16 protein-coding genes and 1 pseudogene are annotated in these 16,248 nt (G+C 45.7%); 7 read left to right on the forward strand and 10 right to left on the reverse strand.

Features of this window, described 5'->3' with window-relative positions; all coding sequences use genetic code 11:
- Nucleotides 1-225 (forward strand): transposase (locus L5M38_RS20190; protein WP_263180150.1); only part of this gene is annotated, 225 nt, incomplete at its 5' end.
- A gap of 617 nt (nucleotides 226-842) precedes the next feature.
- Here the strand turns inward: L5M38_RS20190 and dnaJ are convergent.
- Nucleotides 843-1,979 (reverse strand): molecular chaperone DnaJ, encoded by a 1,137-nt coding sequence (dnaJ, locus tag L5M38_RS20195; protein WP_113941183.1) that lies wholly within the window; start codon nucleotides 1,977-1,979, stop codon nucleotides 843-845.
- A gap of 110 nt (nucleotides 1,980-2,089) precedes the next feature.
- Nucleotides 2,090-4,009: a molecular chaperone DnaK gene (dnaK, locus tag L5M38_RS20200; protein WP_105251655.1), complete on the reverse strand. Its 1,920-nt coding sequence runs from the start codon at nucleotides 4,007-4,009 to the stop codon at nucleotides 2,090-2,092.
- A 288-nt stretch (nucleotides 4,010-4,297) separates the two neighbouring features.
- Here dnaK and L5M38_RS20205 point away from each other — a divergent pair, with 288 nt between their 5' ends.
- From L5M38_RS20205 to L5M38_RS20215, 3 genes and pseudogenes are all read left to right on the forward strand, one after another.
- A complete protein-coding gene (locus L5M38_RS20205; protein WP_263169292.1) occupies nucleotides 4,298-5,218 on the forward strand; it encodes a DMT family transporter in 921 nt (306 codons plus the stop codon).
- Nucleotides 5,219-5,337: 119 nt separating this feature from the next.
- Nucleotides 5,338-5,814 (forward strand): Cys-tRNA(Pro) deacylase, encoded by a 477-nt coding sequence (gene ybaK / locus L5M38_RS20210; RefSeq protein WP_028759489.1) that lies wholly within the window; start codon nucleotides 5,338-5,340, stop codon nucleotides 5,812-5,814.
- A gap of 211 nt (nucleotides 5,815-6,025) precedes the next feature.
- Nucleotides 6,026-6,333: pseudogene (locus tag L5M38_RS20215) on the forward strand (hypothetical protein).
- A 104-nt stretch (nucleotides 6,334-6,437) separates the two neighbouring features.
- On the opposite strand, the gene L5M38_RS20220 reads toward L5M38_RS20215, so the two are convergent.
- The 5 genes from L5M38_RS20220 to L5M38_RS20240 form a co-directional block, all read right to left on the reverse strand.
- The gene (locus tag L5M38_RS20220; RefSeq protein WP_263169289.1) at nucleotides 6,438-7,715 is read right to left on the reverse strand and encodes a glutamate-5-semialdehyde dehydrogenase; all 1,278 of its coding nucleotides are present in this window, start codon (nucleotides 7,713-7,715) and stop codon (nucleotides 6,438-6,440) included.
- A gap of 12 nt (nucleotides 7,716-7,727) precedes the next feature.
- A complete protein-coding gene (gene proB / locus L5M38_RS20225; RefSeq protein WP_105251651.1) occupies nucleotides 7,728-8,846 on the reverse strand; it encodes a glutamate 5-kinase in 1,119 nt (372 codons plus the stop codon).
- A gap of 201 nt (nucleotides 8,847-9,047) precedes the next feature.
- On the reverse strand, nucleotides 9,048-10,337 hold the full coding sequence (locus L5M38_RS20230; RefSeq protein WP_131523194.1) for an NCS2 family permease: 1,290 nt from the start codon (nucleotides 10,335-10,337) through the stop codon (nucleotides 9,048-9,050).
- Nucleotides 10,338-10,578: 241 nt separating this feature from the next.
- Nucleotides 10,579-10,917, reverse strand: a complete 339-nt coding sequence (locus tag L5M38_RS20235; protein WP_263180152.1) for a carbon starvation protein CstA — start codon at nucleotides 10,915-10,917, stop codon at nucleotides 10,579-10,581.
- Nucleotides 10,918-10,942: 25 nt separating this feature from the next.
- Nucleotides 10,943-11,269 carry a winged helix-turn-helix domain-containing protein gene (locus L5M38_RS20240; protein WP_113941178.1) on the reverse strand — a complete coding sequence of 109 codons (327 nt, stop codon included), beginning with the start codon at nucleotides 11,267-11,269 and terminating at the stop codon, nucleotides 10,943-10,945.
- Between the two features lie 207 nt (nucleotides 11,270-11,476).
- On the opposite strand from L5M38_RS20240, the gene L5M38_RS20245 reads away from it, so the two are divergent.
- Entirely contained in the window at nucleotides 11,477-12,028 is a 552-nt protein-coding gene (locus L5M38_RS20245) for a DUF924 family protein (protein ID WP_263180153.1), read from the forward strand.
- 151 nt (nucleotides 12,029-12,179) lie between these two features.
- Complete coding sequence (locus L5M38_RS20250; protein WP_263180154.1) at nucleotides 12,180-13,037, forward strand: substrate-binding periplasmic protein; 858 nt, start codon at nucleotides 12,180-12,182, stop codon at nucleotides 13,035-13,037.
- 15 nt (nucleotides 13,038-13,052) lie between these two features.
- On the opposite strand, the gene L5M38_RS20255 is transcribed toward L5M38_RS20250, so the two are convergent.
- From L5M38_RS20255 to L5M38_RS20265, 3 genes are all read right to left on the reverse strand, one after another.
- Nucleotides 13,053-13,490, reverse strand: coding sequence for a universal stress protein (locus L5M38_RS20255; RefSeq protein ID WP_263180155.1), 438 nt, complete (start codon nucleotides 13,488-13,490; stop codon nucleotides 13,053-13,055).
- A gap of 171 nt (nucleotides 13,491-13,661) precedes the next feature.
- Nucleotides 13,662-14,093 (reverse strand): universal stress protein, encoded by a 432-nt coding sequence (locus L5M38_RS20260; RefSeq protein ID WP_028761700.1) that lies wholly within the window; start codon nucleotides 14,091-14,093, stop codon nucleotides 13,662-13,664.
- 108 nt (nucleotides 14,094-14,201) lie between these two features.
- Entirely contained in the window at nucleotides 14,202-14,585 is a 384-nt protein-coding gene (locus L5M38_RS20265; protein WP_028761699.1) for an STAS/SEC14 domain-containing protein, read from the reverse strand.
- Nucleotides 14,586-14,811: 226 nt separating this feature from the next.
- Here L5M38_RS20265 and L5M38_RS20270 point away from each other — a divergent pair, with 226 nt between their 5' ends.
- On the forward strand, nucleotides 14,812-16,236 hold the full coding sequence (locus tag L5M38_RS20270; RefSeq protein ID WP_263180156.1) for a coniferyl aldehyde dehydrogenase: 1,425 nt from the start codon (nucleotides 14,812-14,814) through the stop codon (nucleotides 16,234-16,236).
- Nucleotides 16,237-16,248 lie beyond the last annotated feature (12 nt).

Raw genomic sequence — 16,248 nt, forward strand, 5'->3', positions numbered from 1 at the left:
GGGAAATCTGTTGGGAAATCTGTTATTCCAAGGCGCCGCTATAAGAATACACCTCAAGAAAGAGTCGATTGGTGCTTATATCGGTATCGACATTTAGTGGAGAATGCTTTTGGAAGAATTAAGCACTATCGAGCAATATCAACAAGATATGACAAGCTAGCAAGAAATTACGCCAGTATGGTGTCACTGGCGTTTATGTTAATGTGGCTGCCGATGTATTGCTGAACAACATTTGTACAGCAAAGATCAACAGACCCTAGTACTCCTAATTTTTCTGCTATAAGCCAAGCATTATCCACATGCTCACGAGCTTTAAATATGCAATCCATTTTGACCTCTGCTAACGATTTTAACGACAGACCTACTCTATTAAAGTAATATCTACAAAAAATGGTTCATAGAAATATTCGGCTCACCTAAAATCTTAAATGGCAACTACAAATTTCTATGAAACTACAGCTGAAACTCACTTTAACGGCAAAAGGATACACCATCCCCTCGGAGTTGCCGCAGGGCGAATAGACAAATTGCGTGAGTCTCGCCATGGATGGCGAGCTAGCTTTCGCAGGTGCAGGGACGCATCCTTCGGAAGCGATAGCAAATTTGGCTATGAGCACAAGGGGCTTTCAACTCCGTTAGGGGCGTCTTGGAGCATCCAAGGAGGATAGGACGAGCAGTCCTCCTTGGTCGGGTGTGGGGTGAAGCCCCACGACTTTGACTTTTCTTTTAAAAAGAATCGAAATCTCAAACTAGATTTGTGACATAAAAAAGCCCTGCAAGGTTAACCATTGCAGGGCTTTTTTCTTCTAGTGCGCAGCTAACCTCTGCGCCACTAGACCAAGTTAGCTATTCAGATCTTGAAAGAACTTTTTCACGCCATCGAAAAAGCCCTCAGCCTTTGGGCTGTGTTTTTTCGACTCACCAGTTAAGGTGGCTTCAAATTCGCGTAACAGTTCTTTTTGACGATCGTTTAAGTTAACAGGGGTTTCCATAACCACTTTGCAGAGCAAGTCGCCTACCGCATGGCTGCGAACCGACTTGACGCCTTTGCCACGTAAACGGAACATACGGCCCGTTTGCGTTTCGGCTGGGATCTTCAGGCTGACTTTACCATCCAGTGTTGGCACTTCAATCTCACCGCCTAGGGCCGCTTTACTGAAGGATATCGGCACTTCGCAGTAAAGGTTATTGCCATCACGGACGAAAATCGCATGCTCACGCACGCTGACCTGAACGTATAAATCCCCTGGAGGCGCGCCAAACTCACCCGCTTCACCTTCACCCGCTAAACGAATACGGTCGCCCGTATCGACGCCAGCTGGGATTTTAACTGATAAGGTTTTGCTCTTTTCAACACGGCCATCGCCATGACACTTAGTGCAAGGATCTTTGATGATCTTGCCGCGGCCATGACAGGTTGGACAAGGCTGCTGCACCGCAAAGAAACCTTGGCGCATTTGGACTTGGCCTTGACCATGACAGGTGCCACAGGTGGTTGCAGAGGTGCCTTTTTTAGCGCCGCTGCCTTCACATAGATCGCAAGTCGCCAGTGTTGGGATACGCAGTTCTTTGGTTAAGCCTTTAACGGCTTCTTCCAGTGATAACTCTAGATTGTAACGTAAATCTGAGCCGCGGGCCGCTTGGCGTTGACCGCCACCACGACGTCCACCGCCGAAAATATCGCCAAAGACATCACCGAAAATATCACCGAAATCGCCTTGACCACCACCGTAACCACCGCCACCGCGATTAGGATCCACACCCGCATGACCAAATTGGTCGTAGGCCGCTTTTTTGTCGGCGTCGGTTAGGATCTCGTAGGCTTCTTTAATTTCTTTAAAGTTAGCTTCTGCGGTTTTGTCGCCTGGGTTGCGATCTGGGTGAAATTTCATGGCCAGACGTTTGTAGGCCTTTTTAATTTCACGTTCGCTAGTGTCACGACTGACACCTAATACTTCGTAATAATCTCGCTTTGACATAATCTCATGCTTCTCAGCTGGTGTTGAACAAACGGGCGTTAGGGTTGCCCCGTAACGCCCGCCTAGAAATTAACGCTTTGAAATCAATCTATTTGATTGAAAACAAGTCATTATTTCTTGTCGTCTTTCACTTCTTCGAATTCAGCATCGACAACGTCATCGGCAGCAGCGTTAGCCTGTTTGCCCGCGTCGGCATTGTCGCCGCCTTGAGCTTGAGACTTAGCTTGAGCGATTTCCATCAGCTTAGCAGATGCTTCGATCAAGTTTTGAGTTGCCTTTTCAATGGCTTCTTTGTCATTGCCTTTGCTGGCAGTGTCAACAGCGGCCATAGCAGCTTGGATTTTCTCTTTGTCTTCGCTTGGCAATGCATCACCCGCTTCTTCCACTTGTTTCTTAGTCGCGTGGACTAAGCCGTCAGCTTGGTTGCGTGCTTGCACTAACTCTTCAAACTTCTTGTCTTCATCTGCGTGAGCTTCGGCATCACGTACCATTTGCGCCACTTCTTCTTCGCTTAAGCCAGAAGAAGCTTTGATGGTGATGTTTTGTTTCTTGCCGGTTTTCTTGTCTGTCGCAGACACATGCAGAATACCGTCAGCATCGATGTCGAACATCACTTCAATTTGTGGCTGGCCACGTGGAGCAGGCTCAATACCGTCTAAGTTGAACTGGCCTAATGACTTGTTCGCGCTCGCTTGCTTACGCTCACCTTGCAGTACGTGAATTGTCACTGCGTTTTGGTTGTCATCGGCTGTTGAGAACACTTGCTGCGCCTTAGTAGGAATAGTGGTGTTCTTTTCAATCAACTTAGTCATCACGCTGCCCATGGTTTCGATACCCAGAGACAGTGGTGTTACGTCTAACAGTAATACGTCTTTCACGTCGCCTGACAGAACGCCCGCTTGAATTGCAGCACCTACGGCTACCGCTTCGTCTGGGTTCACGTCTTTACGAGGTTCTTTGCCGAAGAAGTTTGTCACTGCTTCTTGAACCTTAGGCATACGTGTTTGACCACCCACTAGAATCACTTCGTTGATGTCTGTTACAGATAAATCTGCATCAGCCAAGGCAACTTTTAGTGGCTCTAATGTACGGATAATCAAGTCTTCAACCAGTGATTCCAATTTTGCACGAGTGATTTTAATCACTAAATGCTTAGGACCTGTTGCGTCTGCCGTGATGTATGGCAGGTTCACTTCAGTGTGGTTGGTGCTTGAAAGTTCAATTTTCGCTTTTTCTGCTGCTTCTTTCAGACGTTGCATTGCTAATGGATCTTTACGCAGATCTAAGCCTTGCTCTTTCTTGAATTCGTCAGCTAAGTAGTTGATCAAACGGTTGTCAAAGTCTTCACCACCTAAGTGGGTGTCACCGTTGGTTGCCAACACTTCAAATGTTTGGTCGCCATCGTTGCTGTCGATTTCGATGATAGAGATATCGAATGTACCACCACCTAAATCGTATACTGCAACAATGTTGTCGCCTTGTTTCTTATCGATACCGTAGGCTAATGCTGCAGCCGTTGGTTCGTTGATAATACGTTTAACATCAAGACCTGCGATACGACCCGCATCTTTAGTCGCTTGACGTTGTGAATCGTTAAAGTAAGCAGGAACAGTAATAACCGCTTCTGTTACTTCTTCACCTAAAAAGTCTTCTGCGGTTTTCTTCATCTTTTTCAAGATTTCTGCAGAAACTTGTGGTGGAGCCATCTTGTTGCCACGCGATTCAACCCATGCATCACCGTTGTCGGCTGCAATGATTTTGAATGGCATGATGTTCACGTCACGTTGGACTTCGTCATCTTTAAAGCGACGACCAATCAAACGCTTAATCGCGAAGAATGTGTTAGTCGGGTTAGTCACAGCTTGACGTTTTGCTGGCGAACCGACAATGGTTTCATCATCTGTATAAGCGATGATTGACGGGGTTGTGCGATCGCCTTCAGCGTTTTCTAACACACGTGCTTTGCCACCATCGAGGACAGCTACACAAGAGTTTGTTGTGCCTAAGTCGATACCAATAATTTTACCCATGAGGTCCTCCGAAAAATTTCATTCAATCTAAATTTGTTTAGTTGGTTTTGATATGGGGCTAGACGGTTTAAATATCAAGTCCATCGTTGGCCACCTTCTCTGCCTTGATACCTATATTGGGACAGGGAATTTAATTACAAGGGCGAACAAAAAAATTTTCTGATTTATCTTTCTCGCATCTACAGCAGGATAAAATATCCAATCACATAAAATAGTCTTGCTTATCAACCAAAGCTGTTATTCAATCTGCCCACATTTGGCGGATGTTTATCCTAGTAAGGTAGCAGAGTGAAGTCTTCGAATTTAGCGTACGTGTATGGCATGGCGGCGGTCTTTCTCTGGTCTACAGTGGCCACTGCCTTTAAGATTGCCTTGAGTTACTACACACCGCTGCAACTGGTGTTTGTTGCCGTACTCACTTCGATTATTGCCCTTGCCGGAATCCTTGCTTGGCAAAAAAAGCTTTCCTTACTCAAGCAACAGTTTTTACACCGCCCCATGTTTTATCTGGTGACTGGACTCATCAATCCCTTCCTTTACTATGTCGTGCTATTTAAAGCGTATTCCTTACTGCCAGCGCAGCAAGCGTTGTCACTTAATTACACTTGGGCGGTATTACTACCGTTACTGGCCGCGCCTTTGTTAAAGCAACATTTGCGTAAGAGCGACATTGCTGCCGCGCTGATTGCCTATACAGGCGTGTTTATCATTGCTACCGGCGGCGATATCAGCGGCTTTAGTTTTGATAGCCCGCTCGGTATCGGATTGGCGCTGACCAGCACCTTACTCTGGTGCCTATATTGGATCGTCAACACCAAAGATCAAGGCGATCCCGTGGTGAGTTTATTATTGAGTTTTCTTATCGGCTTACCTTTTATTGCCGTCACCTTAGTGCTGACAGATACCCTACCCAGTTTTAGTCTTAAGGCGATATTTGCAGGTATGTATGTGGGCTTGTTTGAAATGGGCATTACCTTTGTGCTCTGGTTAATGGCGCTGAAAACCGCCACTCGCACTGCGAACATCAGCACTATGGTGTTTTTATCTCCTGTGATGTCGATTGGTTTTATCGCGTGGATTTTGCAAGAAACGATTGCGATGGCAACCTATCTCGGCCTAGCCTTTATTTTATCGGGGATGATGTTGCAGCAACTTCTGCCCCGTTATATTGAGCGTAAAAACAAGATAAGCACAAAGCTAGCGGAATAATCGTTGAGTAGCAGCCTTAAATAATGTTAGCTCACGGCAATGAGCCAATTAAAAGAGCTGGCTAACATTTTAAGCCAAGATTAAGCGCTAATATCTCCCATTTTGTGAAGGAGTATAAAATGACCCCGGCCGTCCGATTGGCGAAAAAAGCCAAGATCGCGTTTGATATCTTAGAGTACAGCCACGATCCACACTGCGCCGCCTACGGCGAAGAAGCCGCTAACACCTTAGGGCTCGAACCCGCGCAAGTATTTAAAACCCTTTTAGTTGCCATCGACAAAGCTCATGCGCCGATTGCCGTCGCGCTCGTGCCCGTCGATCATCAGCTTAATCTAAAAGCCGTAGCTAAATGCTTAAGACAAAAGAAACTACAAATGGCCGATGCCGACCTAGCACAAAAATCCTCAGGCTATCTGGTTGGCGGTATTAGTCCCTTAGCGCAAAAGAAACAATTGCCAACCTTGATTGATGCCAGCGCTCAAGGCTTCGATAGAATCTATGTGAGCGCCGGCAGACGCGGTTTAGAAATAAGCTTAGCGGCAACAGACTTAGCCCTGCTTTGCAAAGGCGAATTTGCCGATATCAAGACGCTTTAAGCTATCCAGGCCACATTTAAGCACAAGTCATTCGGCGTTAAGTAAGCAATTCACTTTAAGTTGTACGCGCTCATATTAGATAAATGATGAACAAGGCTCAAACGGCAACAAACTGGCCAGCGTACTGAGTCTAACAATGGAAAGCGTTTGATAAAGCCGAGATATCCGTCTATAAATTGTACTGAGGTACAAATCGACTAAGGATAGTCAGATGGAAAAATCAACCCAATGGAATCCAAAAATAGCATCAGCCCTATCAGTTGGTGCGCCATGCTACTCTGCATCGCCTTATTTATTTATGAGCATTTCTGGGGAAACAGTTTTACCACTATGGTAGTCATGCTCTATTGCAGTTTTATGCTGCCTTCGGTTTTACTCACTCGCAGAGTACAAGAAAAGTACTTTATTTATACCTTGGAATACATCAAGGCCTTTCGTAAATTCACTGTCGTTATGTCAACGATATTTTTCTGTATCTGGTTACTTGCTACTTATACCCCGCTCACCATAAGCAGCTAAACTCGTTAGCCAAACACATTGATGTCGCTATTCAGTTGGATACCGCAAACAAAAAAGCCGTCAACGTAGTAAGTTAACGGCTTTGGGTTTATCGGTATTTACCGCTAAACACGACTGGTGTAATCACCCCAAGCTAACCACTTATATGTGGTTAATGCCTCAAGCCCCATTGGACCGCGAGCGTGCAGTTTTTGCGTGCTCACAGCCACTTCAGCGCCAAGACCAAACTGACCGCCATCGGTAAAACGAGTACTGGCATTCACATACACGGCGGCTGAGTTCACTTCATTCATAAAGTGTGCCGCTGCATGAATATCATCGGTCAAAATGGCTTCCGAATGGCCGCTAGAATACTGGCGAATATGGCTAACGGCGGCATCGATATCGCTCACGACTTTAATACCTAAGGTTAATGACAGCCATTCAATACCAAAATCCTCAGACTTAGCAAGCGTCACATCAAACCCTAAACCATGCAGTAGACTAAGACTTGTATCACAAACTGAAAAACGCACGCCTAGACGATGCAGATATTCGGCAATTTGCGGTACAAAGCTGCTGGCTACGCGCTCATCCACCAGCAAGGTATCAAGAGCATTGCACACAGTTGGACGCTGCACTTTGGCATTAGCGATTACGCCTAAGGCACGCTCAAGGTCGGCATTTTTATCGACATATAAATGGCAAATACCTATGCCACCTAAGATCACCGGAATGGTCGCTTGCTCGGCACATAGGCGCTGCAATGCTTGACCGCCGCGCGGCACTATCATGTCGACATATTGATCGAGCTTTAGTAAACCTGTCACTAGGGCTCTGTCTGAAGAATCAATAAATTGCACCGCATCTATGGGTAAACCTTGGGCGACAATCGCGCCGCGGATCACTTCGCTGATAAGCTTATTCGATTCAAGGGTTTCTTTACCGCCACGAAGGATCACCGCATTACCCGTTTTAAGGGCAAGTACCGCGATATCGACAGTCACATTCGGGCGCGCCTCGTAGATAACCCCAATCACGCCCAGCGGTACGCGGCGACGAGTCAACCTTAAACCGTTATCTAATAACTTGCTGCCAAACTCTTCGCCCACGGGATCAGCAAGGCGGATCACATCACTGATATCACCTATAATGCCCGCTAAACGTGCATCATCGAGCAACAATCTGTCGATCATCGCCTCAGTTAATCCATCGTTCTTAGCGGCGGCAACATCTTTAGCATTAGCCGCTAAAATGGCGGCGGAGTTTGCCGTTAGCGCATCGGCAATAGCTTCGAGTAAGTCAGCCTTTTGGCTCGCCGTTAAGTTGGCTAAAGCATAACTGGCCTGTTTGGCATTTTGGCCAAGTTGCTGTAAATACTGATCTTGATTCATTTGACTCAAAATAGACCTCGCTTATAAGACAACCATGTCGTTGCGGTGCACTATTGCGTCACCATAATCGTAACCAAGTACAGACTCGATCTCGTCGGAATGCTTGCCCGCAATCAAACTCAGGGCTTGGCCACAGTATCGTGTCATCCCTTTAGCAATCACTTTACCTTGTTGATCAACTAATTGTAGCGTCGCACCACGTTCAAACTGACCTTTAACGCCTACGATACCTTTAGACAATAGACTGCGGCCCTTGTCAGTCACGGCTTTGACCGCGCCCGCATCAAGCACTAAAGAACCTTGAGTTGCAGGTCCCGCTAGAATCCACTGTTTGCGGCTTTCGAGCGGGTTTTCGATGGCACTAAAGTGAGTACCGACGGACTCTTTGGCGACCACTTTTTTGATCACATCTGGGTGATGGCCAGAGGCGATAACCACTTCGATGCCAGCACGGCGAGCAATATCCGCCGCTTCCAATTTAGTCGACATACCACCCGTGCCTAAACCCGATACAGAACCGCCCGCCAGCATACGCAGACTATCGTCAATCTTCACCACCTGTGAAATTAACTTAGCGTTCGGGTTAGTACGTGGATCCGCATCGAATAAGCCCTTTTGATCCGTCAATAAAATCAATAAGTCAGCATCGCATAAGAGTGCTGCGCGCGCCGATAAATTGTCGTTATCGCCCACTTTAATCTCATTGGTAGCAACGGCATCGTTTTCATTGATGATCGGCACAATATTATTGGCCAACAAGGCATTGAGCGTGTCGCGGGCGTTAAGGTAACGCTCCCTATCCTGCAAGTCGGCACGGGTCAGCAGCAATTGGCCCACATGCAGCCCATAAATACTAAAGAGTTGTGCCCAAGCGAGGATCAACTGACTTTGCCCGACAGCGGCTAACAATTGCTTATTGGCCATAGTGTCGGGCAGCGTCGGGTATTGGAGATGTTCACGCCCAGCGGCAATTGCCCCTGAGGTGCATAATACGACTTCGACCCCTGACTTCATCAGTGCGGCCATTTGACGAGCAAGCTCAACCATGTGGGCTTTATCTAGCTGTTTACTGCCAGAGGTAAGCACACTCGTCCCTAACTTCACTACCACGCGGCGATACGCAATCTCACTTAAGTTCATTATTCATTTGTAACAAAATAACCGAACAATCCTTATACCTAATCCGCTGAGTAATTGGTAGCAAGGAGTTATTAACTCGAGATAAATTTTCGTTTTTGCTTAGAATCGCGCATTAAAAAGGGCCATCGATTAGATGGCCCTCAAAAATGTAAACAATCTACGTTGCGAGTTTTTACTGTGCAGGTGAATTAATCGACAGCATCAACCATAGACAAACTTAGCTACAAACAATGCGGCTAATACTAAAATGCCCACATTAAGATCGCTAAAGCGACCTGTGAGTAATTTGATTGCTGCATATGAGATGATCCCAAAGGCAATGCCCGTCGCGATAGAAAACGTTAGCGGCATTAATATACACACCACCACCACAGGCGCGGCTTCAGTCAAATCTTCCCATTCGACATGCACCAGTCCCGACATCATCAAAATCGCTACATAAAACAGTGTGCCCGCAGTCGCATAAGCCGGGATCATCCCCGCCAATGGCGATAAAAATAACGCAGCAATGAAGAGTAATCCCACCACAACGGCCGTTAAACCAGTACGACCACCTGCGCTCACACCCGCAGTGCTTTCGATATAACTTGTCGTGGTGGAAGTGCCAAAAGCCGCCCCCGCAATGGTTGCTAAACTGTCAGCGGTCAAGGCACGATTCAGACGTGGTAAACGGCCTTTATCATCGAGAAAACCACCGCGCTGTGCAACCGCCACTAAGGTGCCAGAGGTATCGAAGAGATCCACAAATAAGAAGGCAAAAACGACTGATAGCATAGTTACTTCAAATACTTGGGATAAATCCATCTTCATAAATGTAGGTGCGATTGAAGGTGGCATTGATACAATGCCCTGATACTGCACATCACCAAACACTAATCCTAGACCAGTGATAATCAGAATGCTGGCAATCACCGCCGACTTCATTCCCCGCTGCACCATAGCAATAATGAGGAAAAAGCCCAGCACAGCCATAACCGCCGGAAATGCCGTGATATCGCCCAGCGTCACTAGCGTAGCAGGACTTGCCACCACAATACCGGCGCTCTTAAGGCCAATCAGTGCAAGGAACAAACCAATACCTGCAGCAATACCGATACGTAACGACATGGGAATACTATTTACAATCCATTCTCGAATACGCACTAACGATAAGATTAAAAAGCAAATTCCGGACAGGAACACTGCGCCTAACGCAGTCTCCCAGCTGTAACCCATTTCACCCACGACTGTGTAGGTAAAAAAGGCATTAAGTCCCATACCTGGAGCAAGCGCAATGGGATAATTCGCCATCAACCCCATAACCAAACAGCCGACAGCCGCCGCCAAACAGGTCGCCACAAATACAGCACCATGGTCCATGCCCGCATCGGCTAACATCATTGGGTTCACAAAAATGATGTAGGCCATCGTCATAAATGTTGTCAAACCTGCGACCGCTTCCTGCTTGAGGCTCGTTTGATTTTGTTTCAGTTTGAACAGTTTTTCTAACATGGAACAAGGTTCCTTTTTATTTTAAGTATGTAGGGTATTTAGATGTGAACACTATGTAACGTGATGACATTTGCAGCCGATTATAGGGAGTTTAGGCTGGTCAGGCCAGAAAATTGGCAACGGAGTAACGAAGAGAAAATGCTCAAATATCTTTGCAAACGAATGCAATATCCTCGGGTGAGACTCGCGTTGAAGGTTAAGCATAAAAAATGAACATATTATGAACAAGATGATTCACTCGTTAGCGACCAATGCTGATTTGTAGCCATAAACAGCCCACATAAAGAGTAACAAGGATATATACAGCAGAAATAACTAAATTCAATTTCCACAGACTCAACCAAAAACTCCCTTTAAAATATGTACGTAGCCTTACTGCTGATTTGCATAATGTTAAAGAAGAAGGTACCAACATTAACGCAGAACAGCCAAAGGCTGGTAATACCATAAAAATCATGCCTAAACCCGCAGCCCCAGCAGAAGCTTCAGATGTTTGACCGTCAATAGATGCTAGCGTTATATATCCTAAAATGACGCCTGCGATGGCAAGAATAAAACCTAACAGTTGAAGAGTTCTCAAATTCGTCCTTGGTAACAAACAGCGTTTAAATTGACTTATCGTAAAATCCTATCAGCTCAGCGATTTCGCTTAGATGGGTATCGACCCAAGCGCTGCTAATCGGCCCCCAGGTGACTATGCGGTAATAACCTGAATTGTTACGGCTGCCTTCCTGCACAAACTCGACTCGAATACCTATATCCTCAAAAGCTGCGATAGCGTCCTGTAAAGTTCGGCGAGGCATTCCGGTTAACTTATTGAGTGATAATAGATTATGGCGGTCATCATCCATTAAATGCGCCAAATATAACTTACGCAGAAACGCCTTATTTTGCTTTGAAACCTGTTGGGATGCTGGCATTGAAAGTGACATAGGATGACCTGTCTGGAAACAAAAGTAATTATCATCAAAACTACTTTATATTCAGTCAATAAGGCAATAGCCAATGCTAAATACTTACGGTTCGCGACAAGATCATCAGATAACAAATCTGCACTTAAATCAAACGAAACGACTTGTCATCCTCCCCCAACAACTGTTATTTCTAATATCACTCAACACCTATGAAGAAAGGCTAAAATGAGCCAGACAATCACAGCAGACCAAATACTGACATTTTGGTTTGAAGACATTGACCCAAAGCTCTGGTGGATTAAAGATGTTGAATTTGATACCCAGATCAAACAGCGCTTCGAAGGTGTACTACTTCAAGCTAAACGGGGAGAGCTTTCACATTGGCGAATCACGCCTCAAGGTCGATTAGCTGAGATCATAGTGCTCGATCAATTCTCCCGTAATATTTACCGCGATACGCCTACCGCATTCGAAGCCGATGCGATAGCCTTAGTGCTCGCCCAAGAGGCCGTTGCCCAACGGGTCGATACCGCACTAAAATCCAAACAAGTCCCTTTTCTATTTATGCCCTATATGCACAGCGAATCGGCAGCCATTCACCAAGTAGCAGTAAAACTGTTTAATCGCGAAGCTGCGATAACAAACCTAACGTTTGAACTGCGCCATAAAGCGATTATCGACAGGTTTGGCCGCTATCCACATAGAAATATTATCTTAGGCAGGGAGTCTACGGCGGAGGAAATTGCTTTTCTAACTGAGCCGGGCTCATCCTTTTGAGCCTGTCATAGGTTAAAACGTTAATGTGTATTTGATAAATAAAGCCGTGCTGAGTTCACAGACACACTACACTTACTCAAGAAAGTCATGGAATGACTTGGCGAGTATCAAACACAGTTACAAGTGTATACCGCGGAGGTGTTGGTAACTTATGGCGCATAAACTAAATAAGCCAAATAGCTCAGTGGCTCGTCGTAACCGCTATAAATTGATGGGGTTACTCATCCTATGCGGCGCTCAGCTCGGCCAAGCGGCTGAAATTAAGATAGGCGTCAGCCTGTCTATCCCACCCTATGTCATCCAAGCAACCAATAGCGGGATCGAACTCGAATTACTTAACCAAGCCCTCGCCGTTAAAGGCCATACAGCTTCTATCCACTACTTACCACTGGCGCGCACTTTCCATGAACTCAGGGAAGGTAAACTCGATGGCATCATCAACATCAAAGAAGGAATGATTAACAACGTTTTTTATTCCAACGTTGCGATAACCTACCAAAACTGCGCCATCAGTCTCGAGAGTAATCAATTTAATATCAATAACATAAACGATTTAAACAACAAACAAGTCGTCGCCTTTCAACGTGCATCATCGTTACTGGGGGAAGAGTTTGCCAATATGGTTAAGACCAATAGTGGCTACCAAGAACAAGCGAGGCAAGTGCAGCAGGTTTATATGCTGATGAAGCGCAGAGCCGATGTCGTTGTGATGGATAAAAATATTTTCAAATACTACTTAAAGCAGGCCTATCTTGAGGGCAAACTCACTGAGAAAGACTTAAAACAACAGGCGATTTGCCACCAAATATTCCCACCTACAGAATACAAGTTCGCGTTTCTCAGTGAACAAATTCGGGATGATTTTAATGCGGGACTCAAACAAATTACCCAAGATGGTAGCTTAGTGGCTCTGCAGGAAAAGTATCGACGCCTGATGTCATTTGACAATGAAGCCGAGGCGTCGACTAAGTTAACAGAACCTAAAATGATCAAAAATGATTCCTACTAAACTTATCCCATAGTGTTATTTCACCACCAACACAGGGCACTTAGCGTACTTAACAATATCCTGTGTAACGTGGGGTTTTAAAAAGTCAGCTAAACCGCTGCTACCATGACTAGAGATAACCACCATGCCCACATCAACGGCTTCCGCTAAAATCTCATCAATAGCATCACCATGGCGCACGACTAACTTAATATTGAGCCCTTCGGTAAGGTTCTGCTGCATTTCCTGCTGCAAACTGTGCATTTTTGCATCAACGAAAGCTTTAAGTTCATTTTCCAATGTCGCGGGAATATCGACCGCAATACCATAACAATGGGCGCCACGGGCAGGGCTAGTCACATGCAACAACCGAATATCGACTTGATAAACATTTGCCATTTCAACCGCATATTTTAACGCATGGGCCGCAGTGGATGAAAAATCCGTAGGGCATAACACTTCTTGAGTACGCATAAGCTTATCCATCATTTGAGTTTTTAATTAAGCTAATTATTAAGGCCAAAATACCACTATTTTATAGCAGTTTGCTATGCTTCTTGCGTACCCATTTCAATTAATTATTCTTTATCAATCAAAAAGAAAGGACGCTATAAGCGCCCTTTGGATTTATAGAGTCAAAGCCAGTTACTTAACCACAAGCACAGGACAAGCTGCACCATTCGCCACCGCTTCTGAGACATTGGTGTGTAAAAAATGCGAAATCCCAGTTCGGCCATGGCTAGCAATTACTACCATGCCAATGTCTTTACTGTTGGCCTCTTCTAAAATTTGATAGACAGGATCGCCACGGCGGATCAAGGTAGTGATAGGAAGCTCAGTATTCAATCCATCCAATAGTGCTCGCATTTTAGTTGCCGCCGCTTCCTCCATGCTTTTAGCAAGCTCTTCAGGGGTAATAGATAGAATCATAAAGTTTTCATCACCGATCGGCTGTTCAACCACATGTAAGATTTTTAGCCCTACATGGTATAGATTAGCCATTTCAATGGCATAACTCAGTGCATGGGCCGCAGTTTCCGAAAAATCTGTGGGCCAGAGTATTTGACCTGTACGCATAATTTGTACTCCTTCTATGGCGCGAATGGATTGTTGGGTGAATCTTTACGGTGCTGCTATAACGCCCGATTTAGCGCATTGGCAGACCACAAACTTCATCTCACAACCTTAGTCTCTTAGCCAAGCAACAGCATCGCCATTATCAACAAAAAACCTTACCTCAGCAGGCGTAAACCAGTTTGCCAATTTAGCCAACACTTCCTGCAAAGTCGTCTTACCGACGATAGCTATTTTCTCGAAATGACGAATATGCTTCACCCCAAGTTTGAGATCGTCCCAAGCGGCCTGTAGTTCCAAGCCTTCCAACTCGGTGACATCTACCAAGGCAAAGATATCAGGATCTTTCACCCCAGCTAATGCAGACTCCAACACAGGCACCATCATTTCGTAGTCTTGATGAGTTAAGGTACCGATAGCTTTAAAGGTAACGAAAAAATCATCATCACCATAACGCTCAATACCAATCGAAATTCCGTGCTTTAACAATGCCATACATACTCCTTATGTAACAACCCTTGATTTAGTGTAAAAGCTAACGCCACAACAAGCCGTGATCTTGCTCAAAAATACACCAGATACCTTGCACCATCTCACTAAGCAAGCTAGGATAAACCGACTAATCAGTCGGTAGTGATTTAATAAAAGACTCAATCGAGACGATTACTTAAATAAAGTACCGAATAAGACTCAGCCTACCATTTCCCTTGGAGCAACCACTATGAATATGGCCACCGAACACCTTAATACTTCGCCACTGACTCAGTTGCTCCAACGCCAACGCAGCAGTTATTTAGCGGCGCCGAATCCTAATTACGCTACGCGAGTGGAGCAATTAACTCGACTTAAGGCGGCCATACTGCAATTTCAAACACCCTTAGTCGAAGCCCTAAGCCAAGACTACGGCCATAGATCAATTGATGACAGCCTGATCTCAGACATTATGCCTGTCATCAACAACATCAATTACAGCTTGAAAAACCTCAAAAAATGGCTCAAGCCCAGCGCTCGCCATGCGGGCATCTTACTCGCCCCCGCCAAAGTCACAGTACATTATCAACCTTTGGGGGTGATCGGCATTATCGTGCCGTGGAATTTCCCCGTCATGCTGTCAATTGGCCCGCTAGTGACTGCCATTGCCGCGGGTAATCATGCCATGCTCAAAATGTCTGAATTTACCCCAGCGACCAACCAAGTGATCAAACAGTTATTGGCACAAGTCTTCGATGAATCCCACGTGGCGGTTATTGAAGGTGAGGCGGATATTGCTGCCCAATTTTCTGCCCTGCCCTTCGATCATTTACTCTTTACAGGCTCGACCACAGTCGGCCGCCATGTGATGCGCGCCGCAGCGAATAATCTCACCCCAGTAACACTCGAATTGGGTGGTAAATCGCCTGTGATTATCGCCCCCGATATGCAGCTTGAGATAGCAGTAGAACGAATGATTTACGGTAAGTGTTTGAATGCCGGACAAATCTGCGTAGCCCCTGATTATGTGCTTTGCCCTAAAACCAAGGTGGATGACTTTATCACCGCCTACCAAGCTAAGTTTAAGGCCATGTACGGCACCATTAACCACAATAAGGACTATGGCAGCATCATTAATACACGTCAGTTTGACCGCTTGATGACAGTGCTCGAAGACGCCAAAGCAAAAGGTGCCCGTGTTATTTCAGCAACTGACGAAGCCATAGATAGCCAACATCGTAAACTCGCAACTCAGTTGATAACTCACACCAGTGAAGACATGCTATTGATGCAAGAGGAAATCTTTGGTCCATTGTTACCGATTATTAGCTACGACTCCTTAGATGAAGCGATTCAGTACATCAACCACAGAGCCAGACCCTTAGCGCTTTATGTGATGAGTTTCGATGAGCCAACTCAGCAAAAGATCCTCCAGCAGACCCATTCTGGCGGTGTTTGTATCAATGAAACTGTGTTTCATGTCGCCGCCGACGATGCGCCCTTTGGCGGAATAGGCCCGTCGGGCATGGGGCATTACCATGGCAAGGAAGGCTTTTTGACCTTCAGCCACGCTAAAACGGTACTCAGCCGTGGCCGATTCAACACAGGCAAATTTGTTCATCCGCCCTACGGCACTTTTATTCAGCGCATCTTAATGAAGCTATTTTTGCGCTAGTCATTGGGGGAT

This window comes from Shewanella sp. SM101 (assembly GCF_025654465.1).
Lineage (GTDB): Bacteria > Pseudomonadota > Gammaproteobacteria > Enterobacterales > Shewanellaceae > Shewanella > Shewanella oncorhynchi.

What these genes read in the sequence shown, in the direction of transcription:
- L5M38_RS20230 (WP_131523194.1), bottom strand. Translation starts at nt 10,337, where the DNA reads ATGTTAGAAAAACTGTTCAAACTGAAACAAAATCAAACGAGCCTCAAG.
- L5M38_RS20240 (WP_113941178.1), bottom strand. Translation starts at nt 11,269, where the DNA reads ATGTCACTTTCAATGCCAGCATCCCAACAGGTTTCAAAGCAAAATAAG.
- L5M38_RS20265 (WP_028761699.1), bottom strand. Translation starts at nt 14,585, where the DNA reads ATGGCATTGTTAAAGCACGGAATTTCGATTGGTATTGAGCGTTATGGT.
- L5M38_RS20245 (WP_263180153.1), top strand. Translation starts at nt 11,477, where the DNA reads ATGAGCCAGACAATCACAGCAGACCAAATACTGACATTTTGGTTTGAA.
- L5M38_RS20270 (WP_263180156.1), top strand. Translation starts at nt 14,812, where the DNA reads ATGAATATGGCCACCGAACACCTTAATACTTCGCCACTGACTCAGTTG.
- L5M38_RS20260 (WP_028761700.1), bottom strand. Translation starts at nt 14,093, where the DNA reads ATGCGTACAGGTCAAATACTCTGGCCCACAGATTTTTCGGAAACTGCG.
- ybaK (WP_028759489.1), top strand. Translation starts at nt 5,338, where the DNA reads ATGACCCCGGCCGTCCGATTGGCGAAAAAAGCCAAGATCGCGTTTGAT.
- dnaJ (WP_113941183.1), bottom strand. Translation starts at nt 1,979, where the DNA reads ATGTCAAAGCGAGATTATTACGAAGTATTAGGTGTCAGTCGTGACACT.
- proB (WP_105251651.1), bottom strand. Translation starts at nt 8,846, where the DNA reads ATGAACTTAAGTGAGATTGCGTATCGCCGCGTGGTAGTGAAGTTAGGG.
- dnaK (WP_105251655.1), bottom strand. Translation starts at nt 4,009, where the DNA reads ATGGGTAAAATTATTGGTATCGACTTAGGCACAACAAACTCTTGTGTA.
- L5M38_RS20255 (WP_263180155.1), bottom strand. Translation starts at nt 13,490, where the DNA reads ATGCGTACTCAAGAAGTGTTATGCCCTACGGATTTTTCATCCACTGCG.
- L5M38_RS20250 (WP_263180154.1), top strand. Translation starts at nt 12,180, where the DNA reads ATGGCGCATAAACTAAATAAGCCAAATAGCTCAGTGGCTCGTCGTAAC.